The organism is Pseudolysinimonas kribbensis, from assembly GCF_039531715.1.
In the GTDB taxonomy this organism is placed as follows: Bacteria; Actinomycetota; Actinomycetes; order Actinomycetales; family Microbacteriaceae; genus Pseudolysinimonas; species Pseudolysinimonas kribbensis.
In genome coordinates this window covers 544,167-564,393 of record NZ_BAAAQO010000003.1, presented here as the reverse complement: position 1 = coordinate 564,393, position 20,227 = coordinate 544,167, and the positions used below count along the sequence as shown (strand labels likewise).

Genomic DNA, 20,227 nt, shown 5'->3' with positions numbered 1-20,227 from the left:
CGGACGATGAGACGCCCATGAGCTGGCTCAGCGACGACGACGAGGACGACGACGAGTTCGGCTACGACGAGTCGGACGTGCGCATCCGGCCGAACCCGAAGGGCAGCCGCCCGCGCACCAAGACACGCCCCGAGCACGAGGACGCGGTCGACGGCCGCGTGCTCTCCGTGGACCGCGGCCGCTACACCGTGATGGTCGGCGAGGACACCCCGGCCGAGCACGTGCTCACGACGACCCGCGCGCGCGAGCTGCGCAACGACGCGATCGTCACGGGCGACCGCGTCGATGTCGTCGGCGACACCTCGGGTGACGAGGGGACGCTGGCGCGGATCGTCCGCATCCAGCCCCGCACGACGTTGCTGCGCCGCAGCGCCGACGACACCGACACGGTGGAGCGGGTGATCGTCGCCAACGCCGATCAGCTCATGATCGTCATCGCGGCGGCCGACCCGGAGCCGCGCGCCCGGCTCGTCGACCGCTACCTCGTCGCCGCATACGACGCGGGCATCGCCCCCCTCATCGTCGTCACGAAGACGGACCTCGCAGACCCCGGCCCCTTCCTGGCCAACTTCGCGGCGCTCGACGTGCCGGTGCTCCGCAGCGCGCCGGGCGCGTGGCCGATCGACGCGCTCGCGCCCGTGCTCGCCGGGCACACGACGGTCGCCGTCGGCCACTCCGGCGTCGGCAAGTCGACCCTCGTCAACGCGCTCGTGCCCGGCACGGATCGCGCGGTCGGCGTCGTCAACGCGGTCACCGGGCGGGGGCGGCACACCTCGTCGTCGACGGTGTCGCTGCGGGTGCCGACGGGCGGCTGGATCATCGACACGCCCGGCGTGCGCTCCTTCGGCCTCGGGCACGTCGACATCGCCAACGTGCTGCGCGCCTTCACCGACCTCGCGGCGGTCACGGCGGAGTGCCCGCGCGGCTGCACGCACCGGGAGGATGCCCCGGACTGCGCCCTCGACGAGGCGGTCGCCGACGGGCGGCTGCGCGCGGACCGCGTCGACGACTTCCGGCGGCTGCTGGCCTCCGTCACCGCCTGAGCAGCACCATCGTCTCGGCGTGCGCCGTCTGCGGGAACATGTCGAACACCCGCCCGGCGACCGGTCGGTACGACGGCAGCGCCGCGAGGTCGCGCGCGAGCGTGACGGCGTTGCAGCTGGAGTAGACGATCGCCGGCGCACCCGACGCCTCGAGCCAGGCGTCGAGCCGCTCCCCCAGGCCGCGGCGGGGCGGGTTCACGACGACGAGATCCGGCCGATCGCCTTGCCGCTGGGCCCAGTCCGTCGCATCGGCGACGACGAACCCGGTGTCCGGCACGCCCGCCGCACGCGCGCCGGCGATCGCGGGCTCGGAGACCTCGACGCCCGTCACCCGGCGCCCCGGGGCGGCGAGGTGCAGTGCGAAGCCGCCGACGCCGCAGTAGAGGTCCCAGACCGACGACGGCGCGATCCCGTCCGCCCAGGCGCGTGCCTGGTCGTACAGCGCCTGCGCGATCGCCGTGTTGGTCTGGAAGAAGCCGCCGGGCGGCAGCAGCAGCGTGCCGGCATCCATCCGCATCGCCAGGGCTCCGACCTCGGTGAGCACGATCTCCTCGGAGCCCTCGGCGAGCGCCGCATGCTGCGGCAACAGGTTCACCGAGATCACGTCCGCCTGCGGGAGCGCCTCCCGCAGCCACGGCAGGTGCTTGCGGATGCGGGCGAGCGCCTCGGTGGATCGCAGGACGAAGCGCACCATGAGCCGCCCGTCGGGCGAGACGGTCACCTGCACGTGCTTGAGCTCGCCGCGCCGGGTCGGCACGTCGTACGGCGGGATGCCGGCCAGCCCGATGAAGTCGGCCAGCACCGGGAACGCCGCGTGCAGCTCCGGGGCGCAGATGCCGCACGCACGCAGGTCGACGCCGTGGCGGTGCTCGTCGAGGATCCCGAGGGTCGGCGCGGTCGTCGTGCCGCCGACGACCATCTTGGCCTTGTTGCGGAACCCCGACTCGGCGCCGGCGTGCGGCGCCGCCCAGGCGATCGACGGCCACGCGGCGAGCAGCTCGCGCACCCCCGCGTCCTTCGCGGCGAGCTGCTGCGGGTACGGCACGCCCATGAGGGTGCAGGAGCGGCACACCCCCGCGTCGAAGTAGTCGCACTGCACGAAAGACGACGATAACGGCGGCCCGCTAGCGTGGCCGGGTGACCGATTCCGCCGCCGGACCGAATCTGGCCGACGACCTGGCGCTCGCGCTCGCGATCGCCGCCGACGCCGACCTCATCGCGATCGACCGGTATCGCGCCCAGGACCTCGACGTCCGGTTCAAACCCGACCGCACCCAGGTGACCGACGCCGACCGCCGGATCGAGCGGCTCGTGCGTGAACGACTCGCGGCCGCGCGGCCCGACGACGCGATCCTCGGAGAGGAGCTCGGCGGCGACAGCGCGCCCGGCGCTCCCCGCCGGCAGTGGATCGTCGACCCGATCGACGGCACCTCCAACTTCGTGCGCGGCGTGCCCGACTGGGGCCTGCTGCTGGCGCTCGTGGTCGACGGCGTGCCGATGCTCGGCGTCGCGAGCGCCCCCGCCCTCGAGCGGCGCTGGTGGGCGGCGAGCGGCCACGGCGCGTGGGTGCGGGAGGCGAAGGGCGAGCCGCGGCGCATCCGGGTGAGCGGGATCGACGCCCTGGCGGAGGCATCCCTGTCGTACAACAGCCTCAAGGGGTGGGACGAGGCGGGCCGGCTCGACCAGCTCGTCGCGCTCGGCCGGGCCGTCGGCCGCACCCGCGCCTACGGCGACCTGTGGTCGTATCTGCTGGTGGCCGAGGGGGCGGTGGATGTCGCGGGCGAGTTCGACCTGAAGCCCTGGGACACGGCGGCACTCGTGCCGATCCTGCGCGAGGCGGGCGGCACGGCGACGACAGCGTCGGGAGGCGACGACGTGCTCACGGACGGCAGTCTCCTGGTGAGCAATGGTCTGCTGCACGCCGCAGTGCTGCGCCTCATCGCGCCGTGAGGAACCCCCAGTATGCTCGGCGCATGATGCGGCGACCGCCCCTGCGCGCGGGACGGCGCGCCGCCCTGCTGGCGGCGTCTCTCGCGGTCGCGGCGCTCGGGATCGCCCTCGCCGGCTGCACGGCGACCGCCGGTCCGACCCACACCCCCACCGCCACCTCGACGCCGAGCGGCGGCAAGGCGAGCGCCTTCGCCATCAAGGTGGGCGACTGCCTCGACGACGCCGACATCCAGGGCACGACGACGACCGCCCCGATCGTGCCGTGCGACGGTCCGCACGACTCCGAGGCGTATGCGCGGTTCCTGCTCACCGACGCCGGGTACCCCGGCGAGGACAAGGTGAAGAGCGAGGCCGACGCCGGCTGCTCCGGTACGGCGTTCGCGAATTTCGTGGGCATCGCGAGCGCCGATTCGACGCTGCCGTACTCCTACTACTTCCCGACCGCCGACAGCTGGTCGACCGGCGACCGCGAGGTCATGTGCACGATCTACCAGGTCGACGGCGCCGGCAAGCCGATCACGACGACCGGCACGCTCAAGAACGCCGCGCGCTGACGCCGGCGGAGCCGAGCAGGAGCAGCAGCAGGAAGCGCATCGGCTCGAACGCCTCCACGCCGTGGCGCAGTCCGCTCTCGACGTGCAGGAGCCCGCCGGCGGGCAGCTCCACCCGCGTGCCGCGGACCTGCACCGCCCCGCGGCCCTCGATCACGTGGATGAGGAGGGGCGCCTGCGCCGAGTGGTCGCGCATGACGGCGCCGGTGTCCATCGCGACGCCGACGATCGCGACGTCGTCGCTCTTGAACAGCCGCCGGGAGCGCACGCCGCCGGCGTCGATCGGCAGGGCGCGTCGCAGCGTCGCCTGATCCGCGACGATCAGCTCGTGGATGGGGAACGCGGCCAGCGAGATCACGAATAAAACCTAGCACCGTGCTTTTTATCGGTACGCTGACGGTGTGCGCGACCTCGCGGATCGATCGGACGTCGAGGAGCTGGTCTCCGGCTTCTACCGGACCGCGTTCGCCGACGCGCTCATCGGCCCGATCTTCACCGAGATCGCCCGGATGGACCTCGAGCGCCACCTCCCGATCATGTGCGACTTCTGGGAGACGGTGCTGTTCGGCACGGGCGCGTACCGTCGCAACGCGCTCCAGGCGCACGTCGACCTCAACGCCCTGTCCCCCCTGACGGCGACGCACTTCGGCCGCTGGCTCGCGCTGTGGTCGGCGGCGGTCGATGCGCGCTTCCGCGGGCCCGTCGCCGACCGGGCGCTCCTGCAGGCGGAGCGCATCGCCGGCTCGATGCAGCGTCGGCTCGCGGGCCGTTCCGGCAGCGCGTATGAGGCGCTCTCCCGCCGTGACGCCCGGACCGAACCGGTGCCGAGCAGAGCAGAGCCGGCGGGCGGATCCGCGGTGTTAGGTTCGACCGGATGACCGGCCGGAGCGACAGCTACCACGCCGCAATGGCGTCGCCCTCGCGGCGCTCCGTGCTCGACGTGCTGCTCGCCTCGGCCGATCCCCTGGATGCCGCGGCTGTCTCCGAGCGGGTGGGGCTGCATCTGACGACGACGCGGTTCCATCTCGACCAGCTCGTGGATGCCGGCCTCGCCCGGCGCCGGTCGAGCGTCGAGGGCCGCCGGGGCCGCCCCCGGATGCTGTATGCGCCCGCCGGCGCGCCGCGCGATCGGGATGCCCGCGAGCAGCTCATCCGGGTGCTCTCGGGGGCGCTCGGCGACCAGGCCGACGAGGAGTCGCTGCGCGCCGGGCGGCGCTGGGCGACCGCGTTCGACCCGCCGCGCCCCGACGACCCGGTGCCGGGCCTGGTGGAGGTGCTCGACCGTCTCGGCTTCGATCCCGAACCGGATGCCGCCGTCGACCCCGTCATCCGGCTGCCGTCGTGTCCGTTCCGGGAGGCCGCTCGCGATCATCCCGACGTGGTCTGCGCGGTGCACCGCGGCCTCATCGACCGGCTCATGGAGGGCACGACGCGCGACGCGCGGCTGCTGCCCTTCGTCGAGCCGCAGCTCTGCCTGATCACGGTCGGGCCGGCCGCGGCCGGTTAGGCGGGCGTGGCCGGCGCCCCCAACGCGATCACGCCGAGCGCGAGCAGCACGATCACCTTGGCGCCTTCGAGTGCGATGTACCCGAGGTGAAGACGATGCCGGGGCCGGCCGTCGGAGATCCGTCCGCCCAGCACCCTGGCATCCATGCGCCGCCGCAGCACGCCGGCCTGGACGACCAGGATGACCGCCGCGGCGACGGCCAGCACGAGCCGAGGCCACGCCGCCGGCGGCCAGGGCACGACGCTCGTCACGAGCACCGCGAGCGCGAGCACCGCCTCCACGAGGTTGAGCACACGGAAGACCAGGCGGCCGATCCCGACCCCCAGCTCGGTCGTGATGCCGGGCGCCCGGAACTTCAGCGGCGCCTCCAGGAATGAGATCGCGAGCACCATCCCGAGCCAGCCGAAGACCACCGCGACCTGGATCGCCCCGGCCACACCCATACGTCACGTCCTCTGGATAAAAACGGCTACAGTCATTTTTATCACCGAAAGGCGGGCGGCATGACCTACGTGATCGCGGAACCCTGCGTCGATGTCATGGATCGCGCCTGCGTCGACGAATGCCCGGTCGACTGCATCTACGAGGGCGGCCGGTCGCTCTACATCCATCCCGACGAGTGCATCGACTGCGGCGCCTGCGAGCCCGTCTGCCCGGTCGAGGCGATCTTCTACGAGGACGACCTCCCGGATCGCTGGGCCGACTACCGGGTCGACAACGCCGTCTTCTTCACGGATGTCCTGCCGGGACAGGAGACCGCGCTCGGCTCCCCGGGCGGGGCGTCGAAGGTCGGCCCCCTCGGCGTCGACGCGCCGCTGGTCGCGGGGCGCCCGATCACCCCAGCGGCGCCGGAGTCCTCGCCGGCTCCTCCTCCGGTGCCAGGGCAGGATCCTCCTCGCTGAAATCCATCGTCGGCGGCCGGCGGGTGAAGAACCGCGTGAGGCCGAGCAGATAGATCAGGCCGACGACGACCCACGGGATGCCGATCCAGAAGGCGAGCGGCGCCAGGCTGGTCCACAGCCACGCGGTCATCGCGAATCCGATGATCGGCAGCACCAGGAACAGCCAGATCGCCCGGCCTCCCCGCTGCCGACGGTCGATCAGGAAGTGCTTGATCACGCTCAGGTTCACGAACGAGAACGCCATGAGGGCACCGAAGTTGATCATCTGGAACACCCAGTCCAGCGGCACGACGAGCGCGAGCAGTCCGAGGGCCGCGAGGATCAGGATCGTGATCCACGGCGTGCGGAAACGCGCCGAGACGCGGGCGAACACCGTGCGCGGCAGCATCCGGTCGCGTCCCATCGCGTAGAGGATGCGCGCGACGCTCGCCTGCGACGCCATGGCCGATGCGAAGCTGCCGGCCACGAACGCGGCCGTGAACAGACCGGAGAGCACGGCGCCGCCGACCCGCACCATGAGGTCGATCGAGGCGGTGTCATCGCTCAGGTGCTTGTAGTCGGGGAAGACCAGGCCGGCCACCCAGGCGGCGAGCGTGAAGATCAGACCGCCGATGAGCGTCGTCAGGATGATCGCGCGCGGGATCGAGCGCTTGGGCTCCTTGGCCTCCTCGCTCAGGGTCGACACCGCGTCGAATCCGAGGAAGGCCAGTGCGAGGATCGCGGCGCCGGCCGCGAGGTGCGGCACGTCCGCCGTCGCCGACCAGAACGGGTCGAGCAGCCCCGCGCCCCGCTGGTCTCCCGCGTACGACGCGAGCCCGGCGATGACGAACACGGCGACGAACAGGATCTGCGCGCCGACGAGGGCGAGGTTCACGCTCGTGACGATGGTGATGCCGATCAGGTTGAGCACCGTGACCACCACGATCGATCCGACGATCCATGCCCACTGGGGCACGGCCGGCACCACGGCGGAGAGGTACTGCCCGATCAGGATGTAGCTCAGCATCGGCAGCAGCAGATAGTCGAGCAGCAGCGCCCATCCGACGAGGAACCCGAGGTGCGAGCCGAACGCACCGCGCGTGTAGGTGTAGGCGGATCCGGCGACCGGATAGGCGCGCACGAGCTGGGCGTAGCTCGACGCCGTCGCGAGCATCGCGATCGTCGTCACGATGTACGAGCCGGCGAGATGGCCGTTGGTCGCGGCGGTCGCATAGCCGAAGCTCGTGAACACGGCCAGGGGCAGCATGTAGGCCAGGCCGAACACGAGGATGCGGCCCGTATTGAGCTTGCGGCTGAGGCGGATCGGGGCGTCGGCGGTGACGGTCACGGTGCGGCCTTTCGAGAGAACCAATGTGGTGCCGTCAAGGTACAGCATTGGTACACCGTTGGTATATAGCGGCTTTCCCGGCGGCGGGGTAGCGTCCGATCCGTGGATGCGATGACCGAATCCGAGATCGAGGCCCGTCGGTCCGCCCTGGATGCCCGCAACGCCCCGTGGACCCCGCGGACGCTCGCCGGGCAGCTCGACCACGTGGCCGATCGCCACCCCGACCGGCCGTACATCGTCGTGGGCGACCGCTCCCTCACCTACCGCGAGGTCGCCGAGCGCTCCCGCATCGTGGCCGCCGGCCTGCTGTCGCTCGGGCTGCGGCGCGGCGACCGGGTCGCGCTGCTCGTCGACAACCGCATCGAGTACCCGGAGATCAAGTTCGGCATCGCCCGGGCGGGCGCCGTCGCGGTACCCCTCAACTACTCGTACAAGGCCGACGAGATCGGCGAGCGGCTCCGCCAGAGCGGTGCGTCGATCGTGATCGCCGTGGACGCCTCCGCCGCGACCGACTTCCTCGACGCCTTCGACCGGCTCGCACCCGGATGGGAGTCCGGGGTCGCCTCGACCACGATCCCCGACGTCCGGCACGTCGTCCTGGTGCGGGCCCACCCGGGCCGAGACGCTCTCGACCTCGGCCGGCTCGGCGACGGCGGCATCGCGCGCGACGAGGTGGATCGCCGGCTCGCCGAGATCGATCCGGATGACGTGTGCGACATCGTCTTCACGTCCGGCACGACGGGCCACGCCCTCGGCGCCGAGCTCACGCACGACATGGTGCTGCGCAGCGCCTACGGCTCCGCCTACCACCGCGCGTTCGCCGACGGCTGGCGGATCAGCTTCGCGCTGCCGCTCTACCACGTGTTCGGATACGTCGAGGGCATGCTCTCGGTGCTGTTCGTCGCCGGGGCGATCGCTCCGCTGCGCGTGTTCAACCCCAAGACCGTGCTCGAGGTCATCGAGCGCGAGCGCATCAACGAGGTGCTGTTCGTGCCCACGATGACGGTCGCCGTCGTGGACCACGCCGTGAAGGATCCGCACGACCTCAGCAGCCTCGAGTCGGTGTTCTCGGCGGCGGCCCCCGCGCCGGTCTGGCTGTGGGAGCGCGTGCTGTCCGATCTCGCCCCGCGCATGGTCTTCACGGGGTACGGGCAGACCGAGGTCTCGGCGGCGACCGCCCTGACGCTCCCGGGCGACGACATCGCGACCGTCTCGGCAGCGGTCGGCACCACGAAGCTCGGCGGCATCGCGACGGAGGGATCGGACCTGCCCGACGGTCGTCTGGCCGAGTACCGCACGGTCGATCCGTTCAGCGGCGAGGTGCTGCCGGCCGGCGAGACCGGGGAGCTCTCCGTGCGCGGCCCGCAGGTCACGCGCGGCTACTACGGCGATCCGGAGCGCACCGCGTACTCCGTCGACGCGGACGGCTGGCTGCGCACCGGCGACCTCGGTCACATCGACGAGCGCGGCTACCTGCGACTCGACGGCCGCAGCAGCGAGCTGTTCAAGGTCGGCGGCGAGCTCGTGGCTCCGCTCGAGGTGGAGCAGGCCCTCACCGGCATGGCCGGGGTCAGCCAGGCGTTCGTGGCGGGCATCCCGGATGAACGCTTCGGCGAGGTCGGCTGGGCCTGGGTGGTGCCGACCGAGGACGCCGAGCTCGACGAGCACGAGCTGCTGCGCGAGCTCCGCGGGCACCTCGCGCGGTTCAAGGTGCCGCGCGGCATCACCGTCACGGATGCCGCCTCACTGCCGGTGACGACGACCGGGAAGGTGCAGAAGTACCTGCTGGTGCGATCCCTGTCGCCGACCGGGTAGCGACGACGACTGACGGCGATCAGGAGCGCTGGTCGTGCTCCAGCCGGCGGATGCGGGCGTCGAGATAGTCGCGCTCCGGCGTCGAGCGCGTCCCGCGCGCGGCGGCGCGGTACTCGGCGATCGCCTCGCCGTCGTGGCCGTTCCGCTCGAGCAGATGAGCCCGCACCGCCGCCGCGCGCTGCGCATCCACGGGGCGGCCGCTCGCGAGGAGGCGGTCGACGCTCGCGAGGCCGGCATCCGGTCCGTGCACCATCGCCTCGGCCACGGCAGCGTTGAGGGTGACGACGGGATTGTTCGTCCGCCGCTCCAGCAGCCGGTACAGGACGAGGATCTGCTCCCAGTCGGTGGCCTCGGTGCTCGGCGCCTCGTCGTGGAGCGCGGCGATCGCCGCCTGCAGCGCGTACGGTCCCGCTCCACCGCCCGGGAGCGTCTCCTCGAGCAGCGCGACGCCCTCGTCGATGAGCCGCCGATCCCAGAGGGACCGGTTCTGCTCGTCCAGAGGGACCAGACGTCCGGCCGACGTGGTCCGCGCCGGCCGGCGCGCGTCGGTGAGCAGCAGGAGGGCGAGCATCCCGGAGACCTCGCCGTTCTCTGGGACCGCCGCGTGAAGCATGCGCGCGAGGTGGATGGCTTCGTCGGTGAGGTCGACGTCATGAATGCTGTCGCCGGCCGTGACCGTGTGGCCCTCCGTGAACATCACGTAGACCACGGCGAGCACGGCCTCGAGCCGGTCATTCGCTCCGAAAGGCGCCGGGAACGCCGCGCCGAGCTCACGGATGCGGGCCTTCGCGCGGCTGATCCGCTGCGCGACCGTGGCCTCCGGCAGGAGGTAGGCGTGGGCGATCTGCGCCGTTGTGAGGCCGGCCACCGCGCGCAAGGTCAGCGTGATCTGTGCGGACACGGTGAGCGCCGGGTGGCAGCACAGCTGCAGCACCTGCACGCTGTCGTCGGCATGCGAGACCGGTGCGTCGGCGAGCGGGTGGAGCAGGCCCGCCTCGCTGCGCTCCCGCTCCCGGCGGCTGCTCTCGCTGCGGATCTGATCGATCAGACGGCGCCGGGCGGCCGTGACGAGCCACGCCCGCGGATCGGACGGCCGCCCGGACGCCGGCCACTGCTGCACCGCCGCGATGAGGGACTCCTGCACCGCGTCCTCGCAGATGTCGAACTGACTCGCGCCGTAGCGGCGGAGCAGAGCGGCGAGGACCTGCGGCGCAAGCGAGCGCAGCAGGTCCTCGAGCGGCTCGGGTGTCACATGTCCGCCCCGGCGGAGAACATGACGGGACGGATCTCCAGGGCGAGCCCGGCGATGCCCGCGTCGGGGATCTGCAGTGCGAGCTCGACGGCGCGCTCCTTCGACTCGACGTCGACGAGGTAGTAGCCGCCCATGAACTCCTTCGACTCGGCGAACGGGCCGTCGACCACCTCCGGCGCGCCGCCCGTGCCCCGGACGACCGTCGACTGGCTCGGGTCGCCGAGCGCGTTGGTGCTCAGGAACTCGCCCGACTCGGTGATCGCGGCCATGAACCGCTGGTGGCCCTCGCCGATCGCGGCCGACTGCTCCTCGCTCAGCGCGGCGAGCACATCCGGATCGACCTGCATGAGGATGACGTACTTCATGATGGTTCCCTTCGTCAGTTCCGCCCCGCGATCGCGGCGGTCGCCGACAGGTCGGAGCCGAGCGCCGATTCTCGACACCCGGCGGAAAGCACGAAGCCGCCCAGGGGGCGGCTTCGGCTTCACACGACGCGCGACACGACCGAGGGTGGAGATGGGGGGAATTGAACCCCCGTCCATCGCTGTGATTCTGCGCCTTCTCCGGGCGCAGTCCGTGGAGACGTTCTGCTCGGCTCCGACCTTTGTCACGAACACCTAGGTCGACGAGCCCAGTCTCAGTTCACGTCCCGCGAATCCCTGAGACGCAGATTCGCAGCAAGTCCTCTAGATGACGCCAGGATCCGGGTCGAGGACGAGCCCGGGCTGACGGACGTTATATGCCGGGCTGCTTACGCAGCGAGGGCAACGTCGGTGCGCTTGAGATTGGCACCTGTTGTTTGCAGAGATCGTTAACGAGATAACCCTGCATCCTCGGCCCGCTTCTCGCAGTTTCGCAGGCGATGTCGAAACCGATCATCCCCATGAGGCAGGCCGTGTCGCGCGCTGTGGAGTTGTGAACACGCGGTCGCCCGCGCAGCCTCCCAGTCTACGCCCCCAGCGCCTGCACCGCCCAGTCGAGCACGGTGCCGATGCCGAGCAGGCCCCGGCTGGCACACAGGTCGGCGCGGGGCGGGCGAAGCGCCGACGAGAATGGGGGAATGAGCTCTCGACGTCATTCGATCGCGGTCATCGCCGGCGACGGCATCGGGCAGGAGGTGGTGCCCGCCGCCTTGCAGACCCTTCGGCTGGTCGCCGAGCGCCACGACTTCGCTCTCGACGAGCGCGAATACGACTGGGGGTCGGATCACTACCGCGCTCACGGCCGGATGATGCCGGTCGACGGGATCGAGCAGCTCGCCCGGCACGACGCGATCTTCTTCGGGGCGGTCGGCGCGCCCGACATCCCGGACGTCGAGACGCTCTGGGGGCTGCTGATCCCGATGCGGCGCGAATTCGACCAGTACATCAACCTGCGTCCGGTGCGGACCCTGCCGGGCATCCCGGCGAGGGTGGTCGGCGGCGATGACATCGACCTCGTCATCGTGCGCGAGAACGTCGAGGGCGAGTACTCGTCGGTCGGCGGCCGCCTCTACCCGGGCACGCCGTACGCCGCGGCCGTGCAGGAGGCGTTCTTCAGCCACCGCGGCGTCACGCGGGCCGCCGAGTACGCCGCCACCCTCGCCGAGAGCCGCCGCCGCCGCGTGACCTCGGCGACCAAGTCGAACGGCATCATCCACACCATGCCGTTCTGGGACGAGGTCGTCGCGGAAGTCATGCAGCGGCATCCGGATGTCACGCTCGAGAAGGTGCTCATCGACGCGCTCGCGGCCAAGCTCGTGCTCGCGCCGGCCTCGTTCGACGTGATCGTGGCGTCGAACCTGTTCGGCGACATCCTCTCGGATCTCGCGGGCGCGCTGGCCGGATCGATCGGCGTCGCGCCCAGCGCCAACCTCAACCCCGAGCGCCGCCATCCGTCGATGTTCGAGCCGGTGCACGGCTCGGCGCCCGACATCGCCGGCCAGGGACTCGCCGACCCCATCGGCCAGCTCTGGGCGGGCGCGATGATGCTCGAGCACCTCGGCGAGCAGGCGGCGGCCGACGAGGTCGTCGCGGCGTTCGAGGGATGCCTGCGTGATGGGATCGCGACGCCGGACATCGGGGGGACGGCCTCCACGACGGAGTTCGCGGACGCGGTGGCGGCGCGGTTCGGGGAGCTGGGCTGAGCGCTCTCCCCTCCCTCCCCACCTGGCCGGGCCGCATCTTCTCCACAGAATGAGCGTTCCAGCTTTCGAAGGTGTGTTCGATTTGGACAATGGATGCATGTCGGCCCCGGATCTCTTGACCGCGATGCGCAGCGCGCTCGGGCTGGTCGAGGGCGCGCCGACCTCGGCGTGGCCACAGACGTCAGATGCCGACCTCAGAGAGCTGATTGCGGCCACCGCTCGGCTCCAGTCGGCAGTGCAGCGTCACGCCGCGCTCGGCGCCGGCGAAGTCGCCCGCCGCTCACGACCTGAGCTCGGGCTCACCGGCTTCGCCCAGCGCGCCGGCCACCGCACGGTGGAGGAGTTCCTGAAGGCGGAGACCGGGGTCACCGGCCGCGATGCGGCGACGAATGTGCGGGTCGGGCTGCTCGACGGCGTCCTCGGGGATGCATTGCGCAGCGGTCGGGTGGCCGTCCCCGCCGCCGACGCGATCCGGGCCGGTCTGGGATTTCCGGGCGACCTCCCGGCAGACGTGCTGGACCAGGCGGCCGCTCGGCTCTGCGACGAGGCCACCTCGCTGGACCCTGACCGGCTGCAACGTCGTGCGCGGGAGCTCCGCGATGAGCTCGACGAGGCCGGGATCGGCGACCGCGAGAAGGCGCGACGCGGCGCACGATCGCTGCGGCTCGTGAAGCAGCCCGACGGCATGACCCGGATCGCGTGGCTGCTCGATCCGGAGTCCGCGGCGATCGTGACGAGCGTCTACGATCGCGCGACCTCACCGCGCCGCGGCGGTCCCCGCTTCGTCGATCCGGCGGCGCGCGAGCGGGCGACGCGACTCGCCGACGACGACCGCAGCACCGAGCAGCTCGCCTCCGACGCCTTCACCGAGCTGTTGCGCCAAGCCGGATCGATCGACCAGCAGGTCCTGCTCGGGGGCGAGGAGCCCGCGGTGCGCGTCCTGGTCTCGGGCGACGCTCTGACCACGGGGCATGGGCACGGCGTCCTGGAGGGCGGAGAGACCGTGGCGCTGCCCACCGTGCGGCGCCTGGCGTGCGCGGGTGGCGTCGTCCCGATCATCCTCGACGGCGCCGGCCGGGTGCTCGACCTCGGTCGCAAGAACCGGCTGTTCAGCCGTGCCCAGCGCCGCGCCCTCTCAGTGCGCGACGGCGGGTGCATGTGGCCCGGCTGCGATCGGCCGCCTTCCTGGACGGAGGCCCATCACATCCGGCGATGGGCCGACGGCGGGCGCACCGACCTCGCCGACGGCATCAGCCTGTGTCGCCACCATCATCTGCGATTGCACGACGAGGGATGGAGCATCACCCGCAGAGCGGGACGGTACTGGCTGAACCCGCCGCCGGGCTCTGGCAGGACCGGCGCGATGCTCGAGACGAAGTCGCGCGCCGTTCGGGAGTTTCTCGCCGCCGGGTGAGGCGAGCGCTACTCCCCCAGATGCGCGCGCGACGACATCGCGCGCTCCGCCTCGCGGCGGTCCTGGCGCTCTCGCAGCGCCTGGCGCTTGTCGTACTCGCGCTTGCCCTTCGCGACCGCGATCTCGACCTTCGCCCGGCCGTCGCTGAAGTAGATCTGCAGCGGCACGAGCGTGTAGCCGCCCTGGGCGGTCTTCTGGCTGATCTTGATGATCTGCTGCTTGTGCAGCAGCAGCTTGCGCTTGCGGCGGGGGGTGTGGTTGGTCCAGGTGCCCTCGGTGTACTCCGGGATGTGCACCGAATCCAGCCACGCCTCGCCACCGTCGATGAACGCGTAGCCGTCCACGAGCGACGCGCGGCCCTGCCGCAGCGACTTCACCTCGGTGCCGGTGAGCACGATGCCGGCCTCGTAGGTGTCCTCGATGAGGTAGTCGTGGCGCGCGCGACGATTCGTCGCGACCACGCCGTTGCCGCGATCCTTCTTCGCCATGACTGCACCTCCTCGACGATGGGCGAGCCCACCATCCTAGCCCGAGGCGCGGCTAGACCTTGAGGTAGCGACGGATCGCGACGGAGGCCGAGAATGCCGCGAGCAGCGCCCCGACCACGATCAGGATCGGCGCGACCAGCAGCGCGTCGCCGAGTCCGACGCTGATGGTGAAGCCCGGGATGGCCGGCGCGAGGTACCCCTGCACGAAGAACTGCACGATCGCGATCACGGCCCCCGCGGCGAGCACCGCGCCGATGAGCGCCGCGAGCACCCCCTCCAGGATGAACGGCGTCTGGATGAAGCGGTTCGACGCCCCGACCAGGCGCATGATGCCCAGCTCCCGCCGGCGCGAGAACGCGCTCAACCGGATCGTCGTCGAGATGAGCAGGACGGCGGCGACGAGCATGAGGGCGGCGATCCCGATCGCGGTCAGACTGCCCGCGTTCATGATCGCGAAGATCGGTTCGAGCAGAGATCGCTGGTCCGCGACGGACTCCACCCCCGGCATCCCCTTGATCTGGTCGATCACCACCTCGGACTGATCCGGGTCCTTCAGATTGATGCGATAGGTCTCGGGCAGCAGGTCCGGTGTCGCGAGTTGGGCGGCCGGCATCCCCTTGAACTGCTGCTGGAAGTTGTCGTACTCCTGCTTGTGCGTCTGGAAGTACGCGTGCTTGATGTACGGCTTGAGCGTCGGGCCGGTCAGCTGCGCGCCGACCGCGTCGATCTGGTCCTTGCTGGCCTCGGTGAGAGCGCACTTGGCCGCCTGGTCGACGTCGGTGCAGAAGTACACGGTCACCTGCGCGCGGTCGTACCAGTACCCCTTGGTCTGGGCGATCTGGAACTGCAGCAGGATCGCGGCGCCGAAGAAGGTCAGCGAGATGAACGTGACGAGGATGACGGAGACCACCATCGAGAGGTTGCGGCGGAATCCGCTGCCGACCTCACCCAGGACGAGCCCGAGCCTCATGCGCTGCGCTCCCGCTCGGCCGCGAGCGGATCCACGAGGGGCGGCGGGGCGGCATCCGGCTCGGGCTGCTGCGGCCGGCGGACCGGCATCGCCGCCTGCTGAACGGCAGGAGCAGGTCGAGTCGCCGGGGGTGCCGGCGTCTGCGGGGCGGGGTCAGGCTCTGCGGGTCGAGGAGCGACCGGCGCAGCCGGACGCGTCTCGGAACCCTCAGAGGACCGATCCGGAGACGCGACGCGCTCCGCCACCGGCTCGGGTGCGAGCGCCGCCGGCGCGGCGGCCGCCACCCCGCTGTCGACCTCGGCATCCACCGCGACGGTCGGCATGAGACCGGTCGCCGCCGACGGTCCGCGCGGACCGAGGCTCTCCGCGAGCGCGAACTCCTGCACCGGCACGGCCTGGGTCTGGTATCCGCCGGCGCGCTCGTCGCGCACGATGTGCCCGCTCACGAGCTCGATGACGCGGCGCTTCATCTGATCGACGATCGACGAGTCGTGCGTGGCCATCAGCACGGTGGTGCCGTTCGCGTTGATCGTCGCGAGCAGCGTCATGATGCCCATGCTCGTCGCGGGGTCGAGGTTGCCCGTCGGCTCATCCGCGAGCAGGATCGCCGGCTTGTTGACGATCGCACGGGCGATCGCGACGCGCTGCTGCTCACCGCCGGAGAGCTCGTGCGGGAAGCGGGTCTGCTTGCCGGCGAGGCCCACCATCTTGAGCACGTCGGGCACGGCCTCCTGGATGAAGCCCCGGCTCTTGCCGATCACCTGCAGCGTGAAGGCCACGTTGTCGAACACCGTCTTGGTGGGCAGCAGGCGGAAATCCTGGAACACGACGCCGAGATTGCGCCGGAAGTAGGGCACCTTGCGGTTCGGCAGCGTGTTCAGCTGCTGTCCGAGCACGTGGATCTGTCCGCGCGTGGGCCGTTCCTCCTTCAGCACGAGGCGGAGGAAGCTGGACTTCCCGGATCCCGACGCGCCGACCAGGAAGACGAATTCCCCCTTCAACACCTCGAGGGTCACCCCGTCGAGGGCCGGCCGCGACGTCCCGGCGTAGGTCTTGGTGACCTGATCGAAACGAATCATGGCGCCGCCAGGCTAGGCACCCGAGCGCGGCGCACAGGGTTGCGACACTCGGCGGGTCGGTTCTTGCAGGATTAGCGTGAGCGCATGCCTTCTGCCGCCGCTGGAACCTGGTCCCCCGCCGAGCTGACCGAGATCGACACCGAGGACGAGCTGCGCATCGCCTCGCGCCGCGTCGACGGATCCCTGCGACGCGAGGTGATCATCTGGATGGTGCGGGTCGGCGACGACATGTTCGTGCGCGCCGCGCACGGCCCCGAGACGGGCTGGAACCGGCGCGCGCACGAAGCCGGCGCCGGCCACGTCCGGATCGGCACGGCGGTGGATCGCGATGTGCTGTTCGAGCCGGCCGACCCGGCGCTCGCGGGTGCGGTCTCGGATGCGTTCGAGGCCAAGTACGACGGCCGGCATCCGCGGGAGGACGTCGACCCGGTCGTCTCGGCCGAGTCGCTGCCGACGACGCTGCGCATCGTGCCGGCGTGACCGGACCGTCGCATCCCGCGATCGATCTGCTGCGGGTCGCCCGCGACGTCGAGCTCGCGGTCGCCCGCGTGCTCGAGCCGCACGGCCTGACGCTGCGCAAGTACGGCATCCTGCGCGACCTCGGCGAGGTGCCCGGGCTGTCCACGAGCGAACTGGCGCGCCGGCAGCGGACCACCGTCGACGACCTGCGCGTGCTGCTGCGTTCGCTGACGGACGCCGGCCTCGTCAAGCAGGCGGCCTCCGGCTCCGGGCACGAACCCCTCATCGCGCTCTCCGCGGCCGGATCGAGGGCGCTGACGAGCGTGGACACCGGCCTCTCGACCCTCGACGCGGAGCTGTTCGCCGGTCCCGAGCGGTCCGAACTCGCCGCCGCGGTCATCGCGGTGGTCAGCGAGCCGGTGCGCGCACCGCAGGACTGACGCCGCGCGTCGGGCGCGTCGCCTACGGTGGGCGCATGACGACCTGGAGCCAGTCGCAGCTGACGACGCTGCACGACGTGCAGGAGATCCGGATCACGCCCGCCGACGAGAGCTCGCCGGGCCGCCTCATCTGGGTGCTCGAGACGGGCGGACGGGTGTTCGTGCGCTCGTGGAAGGGCCCGGACAAGGCCTGGTACCGCGACACGCTCGCCTGCGGCGGGGCTCACGTCTCCGGACAGGACATCGAGATCGAGGCGGACGTCACCGCCGTGCGCTCGACCGACGCCGACGACGCGGTCGACGCGGAGTTCCTGCGCAAGTACGGCGACCCGTACGCGATCGAGATGACGCAGTCACCGGCCCGCGAGACGACGCTGGAGCTGCTGCCGCTCGATTCCCGGCTCTAGTCGACCTCGCGCTTGCGCCACCGGATGCCGGCGGAGATGAACCCGTCGAGCTCGCCGTCGAAGACGACCGCCGGGTTGCCGACCTCGTAGCCGGTGCGGAGGTCCTTGACGAGCTGCTGCCCGTACAGGAAGTAGGACCGCATCTGGTCGCCCCAGCTCGCGGTGATCGTGCCCGCGAGCTCCTTCTTCTTGGCCGCCTCCTCCTCGCGCTGCAGCAGCATGAGGCGGGTCTGGAGCACGCGCATCGCGACCGCGCGGTTCTGGATCTGCGACTTCTCGTTCTGCATCGACACGACGATCCCGGTCGGGATGTGCGTGATGCGCACCGCCGAGTCGGTCGTGTTCACGCTCTGCCCCCCAGGGCCGGACGAGCGGAAGACGTCGACGCGGATATCGCCCTCCGGCACCTCGACCTCCTGCGCCTCCTCCATCACCGGGATCACCTCGACCGCGGCGAAGCTCGTCTGGCGCTTGTCGGCGGAGCCGAAGGGACTGATGCGCGCGAGGCGGTGCGTCCCGGCCTCGACGCTCAGGGTGCCGAAGGCGTAGGGCGCGTCGATCTCGAACGTCGCCGACTTGATGCCCGCGCCCTCGGCGTACGAGGTGTCGAGCACCTTGACCGGGTACTTGTGCTTCTCCGCCCAGCGCAGGTACATGCGCATGAGCATCTCGGCGAAGTCGGTGGCGTCGTCGCCGCCGGCGCCGGAGCGGATCGTGACGACGGCGCCGCGCTCGTCGTACTCGCCGTCGAGAAGGGTCTGGATCTCGAGGTCGCCGATCGTCTGCTCCAGGGACGCGAGCTCCTGCTTGGCCTCGGTCGCGCTGTCCTCGTCCTCGGCCTCGTTCGCGAGCTGCACGAGCACCTCGAGGTCGTCGAGCCGACGCTCGACCGACATGATGCGGGCGAGCTCGGACTGCCGATGGCTCAGCGCGCTCGTGACCTTCTGCGCGTTCTCCGGGTCGTCCCAGAGATCCGGGGCGCCGGCCTGCTCGTTGAGCTCCGCGATCTGCCGTTCGAGCCTGTCGACGCCGACGACCGCGCGGATGTCGGAGAAGGTCTGGCGCAGGGCGCCGATCCGGTCGCTGAGGTCGAGCTCGATCATGGCGGGGTCAACCCTACCGGCGCCCCGGTCACAGGCCCTGGCCGGAGGACCCCCGGGTCGCGCGTAGGGTGACGAGAGCGATGAGCAGCTCCCCCGAGTCCCGGTTCCGGTGGAGCGCGGTGATCCTGGTCGCGGTTCTGCCGAGCACGCTGTTCTCGACCGGTGAGGGCGCGATCCTGCCGATCATCCCGGTCGTCTCCCACAGCCTCGGCGCCTCGCTCGCGATCGCCGGCCTCATCTCGACGATGCTGCTCGTCGGCCAGCTCGTCGGCGATATCCCGAGCGGGCAGGTGATCGCGCACATCGGCGAACGCAACGCGATGATCGGCGCGTCGGTGCTGGCGGTGCTGGGCCTGATCACCTGCTACTTCGCCCCCAACCCCTGGGTGCTCGGCGCGGGGATCTTCGTCATCGGACTCGCCACCGCGGTGTTCCTGCTCGCGCGCCACGCCTTCATGACGACGTTCGTGCCGCCGAAGTACCGGGCACGGGCGCTCTCGACGATCGGCGGCAGCCAGCGGCTCGGCTACCTGGTCGGTCCGTTCCTCACGGCCGGGCTGCTGCAGCTGACCCACGACCCGGCCGCGTCGTTCTGGATCCAGGTGGTCGGCTGCCTGGCGGCGGCGGTGTGCCTGATCGTCCTGCGCGATCCCGAGGCCCAGATGCGCGCGGGCGGGCGGGAGACCCGCGGCGAGCGCGAGGTGGAGCGCGAGGCCCGAGGGCTGTTCCGGATGCTGCGCAGCCGCCGCCGCACGCTGCTCACCCTCGGCGTCGCCGTGTCGACCATCACGGGCCTGCGCACCGGCCGGCAGGTGGTGATCCCGCTCTGGGCGGTCAGCATCGGACTCGACGAGACGACGACCGCCGTCGTCATCGGCACCGCCAACGTCGTCGACTTCCTCCTGTTCTACCTCGGCGGATCGATCATGGATCGGTTCGGCCGCCTCTGGGTCGCCCTGCCGGTCTCGTTCGGGCTCGGCGCGGGTTTCGTGCTGCTGTCGCTCACGCACGACCTGCCGGGGAGCGAGCTGTGGTACATCGGCGTCGCGCTGCTGCTGTCCGTCGCGAACGGACTCGGGGCGGGGATCATGATGACGCTCGGCGCGGACCTCGCCGACCCGAGGGATCCGGCCCCGTTCCTCGGCGCATGGCGGTTCACCAGCGACACCGGCGGCGCGGCGACGCCGCTGGCCATCTCGGCGGTGACGGCGGTCTTCGGGCTCCCGATCGCGGTCGCGCTGCTCGGGGTGGTCGGGCTCGTCGGGGGCGTGATGATGCGGGTGTTTCTGCCCCGCGTGCATCCGCAGGCCTCGACGCGGGGGACCCCGCGCGGGCCCGCACCGGGGCCGCCGCGGGGATCGGCGCCGGCCGAGGAGGCGTGAGCCTGCCGCGTCG

23 protein-coding genes and 1 other RNA gene are annotated in these 20,227 nt (G+C 71.3%); 13 read left to right on the top strand and 11 right to left on the bottom strand.

The window, feature by feature from the left end; translation table 11 throughout:
• Positions 1-17: 17 nt before the first annotated feature.
• Positions 18-1,043 (top strand): ribosome small subunit-dependent GTPase A, encoded by a 1,026-nt coding sequence (rsgA, locus tag ABD285_RS09355; protein WP_344202150.1) that lies wholly within the window; start codon positions 18-20, stop codon positions 1,041-1,043.
• On the opposite strand, the gene rlmC is transcribed toward rsgA, so the two are convergent.
• Positions 1,033-2,142 (bottom strand): 23S rRNA (uracil(747)-C(5))-methyltransferase RlmC, encoded by a 1,110-nt coding sequence (rlmC, locus tag ABD285_RS09350; protein WP_284252697.1) that lies wholly within the window; start codon positions 2,140-2,142, stop codon positions 1,033-1,035. The genes rsgA and rlmC overlap by 11 nt on opposite strands.
• A 38-nt stretch (positions 2,143-2,180) precedes the next feature.
• Between rlmC and ABD285_RS09345 the strand changes: the two genes are divergently transcribed.
• Both ABD285_RS09345 and ABD285_RS09340 read left to right on the top strand, forming a co-directional pair.
• Positions 2,181-2,993 (top strand): inositol monophosphatase family protein, encoded by an 813-nt coding sequence (locus ABD285_RS09345; protein WP_284252700.1) that lies wholly within the window; start codon positions 2,181-2,183, stop codon positions 2,991-2,993.
• A 23-nt stretch (positions 2,994-3,016) separates the two neighbouring features.
• Complete coding sequence (locus ABD285_RS09340; RefSeq protein WP_284252702.1) at positions 3,017-3,547, top strand: septum formation family protein; 531 nt, start codon at positions 3,017-3,019, stop codon at positions 3,545-3,547.
• Here ABD285_RS09340 and ABD285_RS09335 read toward each other — a convergent pair.
• Positions 3,528-3,902 carry a cupin domain-containing protein gene (locus ABD285_RS09335; RefSeq protein ID WP_284252703.1) on the bottom strand — a complete coding sequence of 125 codons (375 nt, stop codon included), beginning with the start codon at positions 3,900-3,902 and terminating at the stop codon, positions 3,528-3,530. The two genes, ABD285_RS09340 and ABD285_RS09335, sit on opposite strands and share 20 nt — an antisense overlap.
• A gap of 43 nt (positions 3,903-3,945) precedes the next feature.
• Here ABD285_RS09335 and ABD285_RS09330 point away from each other — a divergent pair, with 43 nt between their 5' ends.
• Positions 3,946-4,422, top strand: a complete 477-nt coding sequence (locus tag ABD285_RS09330; RefSeq protein WP_344202145.1) for a group III truncated hemoglobin — start codon at positions 3,946-3,948, stop codon at positions 4,420-4,422.
• A complete protein-coding gene (locus ABD285_RS09325; RefSeq protein WP_284252707.1) occupies positions 4,419-5,051 on the top strand; it encodes a helix-turn-helix transcriptional regulator in 633 nt (210 codons plus the stop codon). Before ABD285_RS09330 ends, ABD285_RS09325 begins: the two co-directional genes overlap by 4 nt.
• On the opposite strand, the gene ABD285_RS09320 is transcribed toward ABD285_RS09325, so the two are convergent.
• The gene (locus ABD285_RS09320) at positions 5,048-5,488 is read right to left on the bottom strand and encodes a hypothetical protein (RefSeq protein WP_284252709.1); all 441 of its coding nucleotides are present in this window, start codon (positions 5,486-5,488) and stop codon (positions 5,048-5,050) included. The two genes, ABD285_RS09325 and ABD285_RS09320, sit on opposite strands and share 4 nt — an antisense overlap.
• Positions 5,489-5,554: 66 nt before the next feature.
• Here ABD285_RS09320 and fdxA point away from each other — a divergent pair, with 66 nt between their 5' ends.
• Entirely contained in the window at positions 5,555-5,953 is a 399-nt protein-coding gene (fdxA, locus tag ABD285_RS09315) for a ferredoxin (protein ID WP_284252711.1), read from the top strand.
• On the opposite strand, the gene ABD285_RS09310 is transcribed toward fdxA, so the two are convergent.
• Entirely contained in the window at positions 5,886-7,280 is a 1,395-nt protein-coding gene (locus ABD285_RS09310) for an APC family permease (protein WP_284252713.1), read from the bottom strand. The two genes, fdxA and ABD285_RS09310, sit on opposite strands and share 68 nt — an antisense overlap.
• Positions 7,281-7,391: 111 nt before the next feature.
• Here ABD285_RS09310 and ABD285_RS09305 point away from each other — a divergent pair, with 111 nt between their 5' ends.
• Complete coding sequence (locus ABD285_RS09305) at positions 7,392-9,095, top strand: AMP-binding protein (RefSeq protein ID WP_344202477.1); 1,704 nt, start codon at positions 7,392-7,394, stop codon at positions 9,093-9,095.
• Between the two features lie 19 nt (positions 9,096-9,114).
• Here the strand turns inward: ABD285_RS09305 and ABD285_RS09300 are convergent, their stop codons facing one another.
• From ABD285_RS09300 to ssrA, 3 genes are all read right to left on the bottom strand, one after another.
• Entirely contained in the window at positions 9,115-10,347 is a 1,233-nt protein-coding gene (locus ABD285_RS09300; RefSeq protein ID WP_284252715.1) for an RNA polymerase sigma factor, read from the bottom strand.
• Complete coding sequence (locus tag ABD285_RS09295; RefSeq protein ID WP_284252717.1) at positions 10,344-10,712, bottom strand: YciI family protein; 369 nt, start codon at positions 10,710-10,712, stop codon at positions 10,344-10,346. Before ABD285_RS09295 ends, ABD285_RS09300 begins: the two co-directional genes overlap by 4 nt.
• A 143-nt stretch (positions 10,713-10,855) precedes the next feature.
• Positions 10,856-11,230: a transfer-messenger RNA gene (ssrA, locus tag ABD285_RS09290) on the bottom strand.
• A gap of 177 nt (positions 11,231-11,407) precedes the next feature.
• Between ssrA and ABD285_RS09285 the strand changes: the two genes are divergently transcribed.
• Positions 11,408-12,472 carry a tartrate dehydrogenase gene (locus ABD285_RS09285; protein ID WP_344202139.1) on the top strand — a complete coding sequence of 355 codons (1,065 nt, stop codon included), beginning with the start codon at positions 11,408-11,410 and terminating at the stop codon, positions 12,470-12,472.
• 97 nt (positions 12,473-12,569) lie between these two features.
• Entirely contained in the window at positions 12,570-13,886 is a 1,317-nt protein-coding gene (locus tag ABD285_RS09280) for an HNH endonuclease signature motif containing protein (protein ID WP_284252719.1), read from the top strand.
• Between the two features lie 8 nt (positions 13,887-13,894).
• Here ABD285_RS09280 and smpB read toward each other — a convergent pair whose 3' ends face one another.
• Genes smpB through ftsE form a run of 3 tightly spaced genes read right to left on the bottom strand, consistent with a single transcriptional unit; the run spans position 13,895 to position 16,423 of the window.
• Positions 13,895-14,374, bottom strand: coding sequence for an SsrA-binding protein SmpB (gene smpB / locus ABD285_RS09275; protein ID WP_344202136.1), 480 nt, complete (start codon positions 14,372-14,374; stop codon positions 13,895-13,897).
• Positions 14,375-14,426: 52 nt separating this feature from the next.
• The gene (gene ftsX, locus ABD285_RS09270; RefSeq protein ID WP_344202133.1) at positions 14,427-15,344 is read right to left on the bottom strand and encodes a permease-like cell division protein FtsX; all 918 of its coding nucleotides are present in this window, start codon (positions 15,342-15,344) and stop codon (positions 14,427-14,429) included.
• Positions 15,341-16,423 carry a cell division ATP-binding protein FtsE gene (gene ftsE, locus ABD285_RS09265; RefSeq protein ID WP_344202131.1) on the bottom strand — a complete coding sequence of 361 codons (1,083 nt, stop codon included), beginning with the start codon at positions 16,421-16,423 and terminating at the stop codon, positions 15,341-15,343. The genes ftsX and ftsE overlap by 4 nt, the downstream gene beginning before the upstream one ends.
• A gap of 84 nt (positions 16,424-16,507) precedes the next feature.
• Between ftsE and ABD285_RS09260 the strand changes: the two genes are divergently transcribed.
• Genes ABD285_RS09260 through ABD285_RS09250 form a run of 3 tightly spaced genes read left to right on the top strand, consistent with a single transcriptional unit; the run spans position 16,508 to position 17,729 of the window.
• A complete protein-coding gene (locus tag ABD285_RS09260) occupies positions 16,508-16,903 on the top strand; it encodes a DUF2255 family protein (RefSeq protein WP_284252721.1) in 396 nt (131 codons plus the stop codon).
• The gene (locus ABD285_RS09255) at positions 16,900-17,322 is read left to right on the top strand and encodes a MarR family winged helix-turn-helix transcriptional regulator (protein ID WP_284252723.1); all 423 of its coding nucleotides are present in this window, start codon (positions 16,900-16,902) and stop codon (positions 17,320-17,322) included. The genes ABD285_RS09260 and ABD285_RS09255 overlap by 4 nt, the downstream gene beginning before the upstream one ends.
• Positions 17,323-17,357: 35 nt before the next feature.
• Entirely contained in the window at positions 17,358-17,729 is a 372-nt protein-coding gene (locus ABD285_RS09250) for a DUF2255 family protein (RefSeq protein ID WP_284252725.1), read from the top strand.
• On the opposite strand, the gene prfB is transcribed toward ABD285_RS09250, so the two are convergent.
• Positions 17,726-18,832: a peptide chain release factor 2 gene (gene prfB / locus ABD285_RS09245; protein ID WP_344202125.1), complete on the bottom strand. Its 1,107-nt coding sequence runs from the start codon at positions 18,830-18,832 to the stop codon at positions 17,726-17,728. The two genes, ABD285_RS09250 and prfB, sit on opposite strands and share 4 nt — an antisense overlap.
• An 80-nt stretch (positions 18,833-18,912) precedes the next feature.
• Between prfB and ABD285_RS09240 the strand changes: the two genes are divergently transcribed.
• Entirely contained in the window at positions 18,913-20,214 is a 1,302-nt protein-coding gene (locus ABD285_RS09240) for an MFS transporter (protein ID WP_284252728.1), read from the top strand.
• Positions 20,215-20,227 lie beyond the last annotated feature (13 nt).

Coding starts and splice junctions, on each gene's coding strand:
- ABD285_RS09305 (WP_344202477.1), top strand. CDS start 7,392: ATGACCGAATCCGAGATCGAGGCCCGTCGGTCCGCCCTGGATGCCCGC.
- rsgA (WP_344202150.1), top strand. CDS start 18: ATGAGCTGGCTCAGCGACGACGACGAGGACGACGACGAGTTCGGCTAC.
- ABD285_RS09260 (WP_284252721.1), top strand. CDS start 16,508: ATGCCTTCTGCCGCCGCTGGAACCTGGTCCCCCGCCGAGCTGACCGAG.
- ftsE (WP_344202131.1), bottom strand. CDS start 16,423: ATGATTCGTTTCGATCAGGTCACCAAGACCTACGCCGGGACGTCGCGG.
- ABD285_RS09340 (WP_284252702.1), top strand. CDS start 3,017: ATGATGCGGCGACCGCCCCTGCGCGCGGGACGGCGCGCCGCCCTGCTG.
- smpB (WP_344202136.1), bottom strand. CDS start 14,374: ATGGCGAAGAAGGATCGCGGCAACGGCGTGGTCGCGACGAATCGTCGC.
- ABD285_RS09280 (WP_284252719.1), top strand. CDS start 12,570: ATGTCGGCCCCGGATCTCTTGACCGCGATGCGCAGCGCGCTCGGGCTG.
- ABD285_RS09295 (WP_284252717.1), bottom strand. CDS start 10,712: ATGAAGTACGTCATCCTCATGCAGGTCGATCCGGATGTGCTCGCCGCG.
- ABD285_RS09240 (WP_284252728.1), top strand. CDS start 18,913: ATGAGCAGCTCCCCCGAGTCCCGGTTCCGGTGGAGCGCGGTGATCCTG.
- ABD285_RS09250 (WP_284252725.1), top strand. CDS start 17,358: ATGACGACCTGGAGCCAGTCGCAGCTGACGACGCTGCACGACGTGCAG.
- prfB (WP_344202125.1), bottom strand. CDS start 18,832: ATGATCGAGCTCGACCTCAGCGACCGGATCGGCGCCCTGCGCCAGACC.
- fdxA (WP_284252711.1), top strand. CDS start 5,555: ATGACCTACGTGATCGCGGAACCCTGCGTCGATGTCATGGATCGCGCC.
- ABD285_RS09285 (WP_344202139.1), top strand. CDS start 11,408: ATGAGCTCTCGACGTCATTCGATCGCGGTCATCGCCGGCGACGGCATC.
- ftsX (WP_344202133.1), bottom strand. CDS start 15,344: ATGAGGCTCGGGCTCGTCCTGGGTGAGGTCGGCAGCGGATTCCGCCGC.
- ABD285_RS09325 (WP_284252707.1), top strand. CDS start 4,419: ATGACCGGCCGGAGCGACAGCTACCACGCCGCAATGGCGTCGCCCTCG.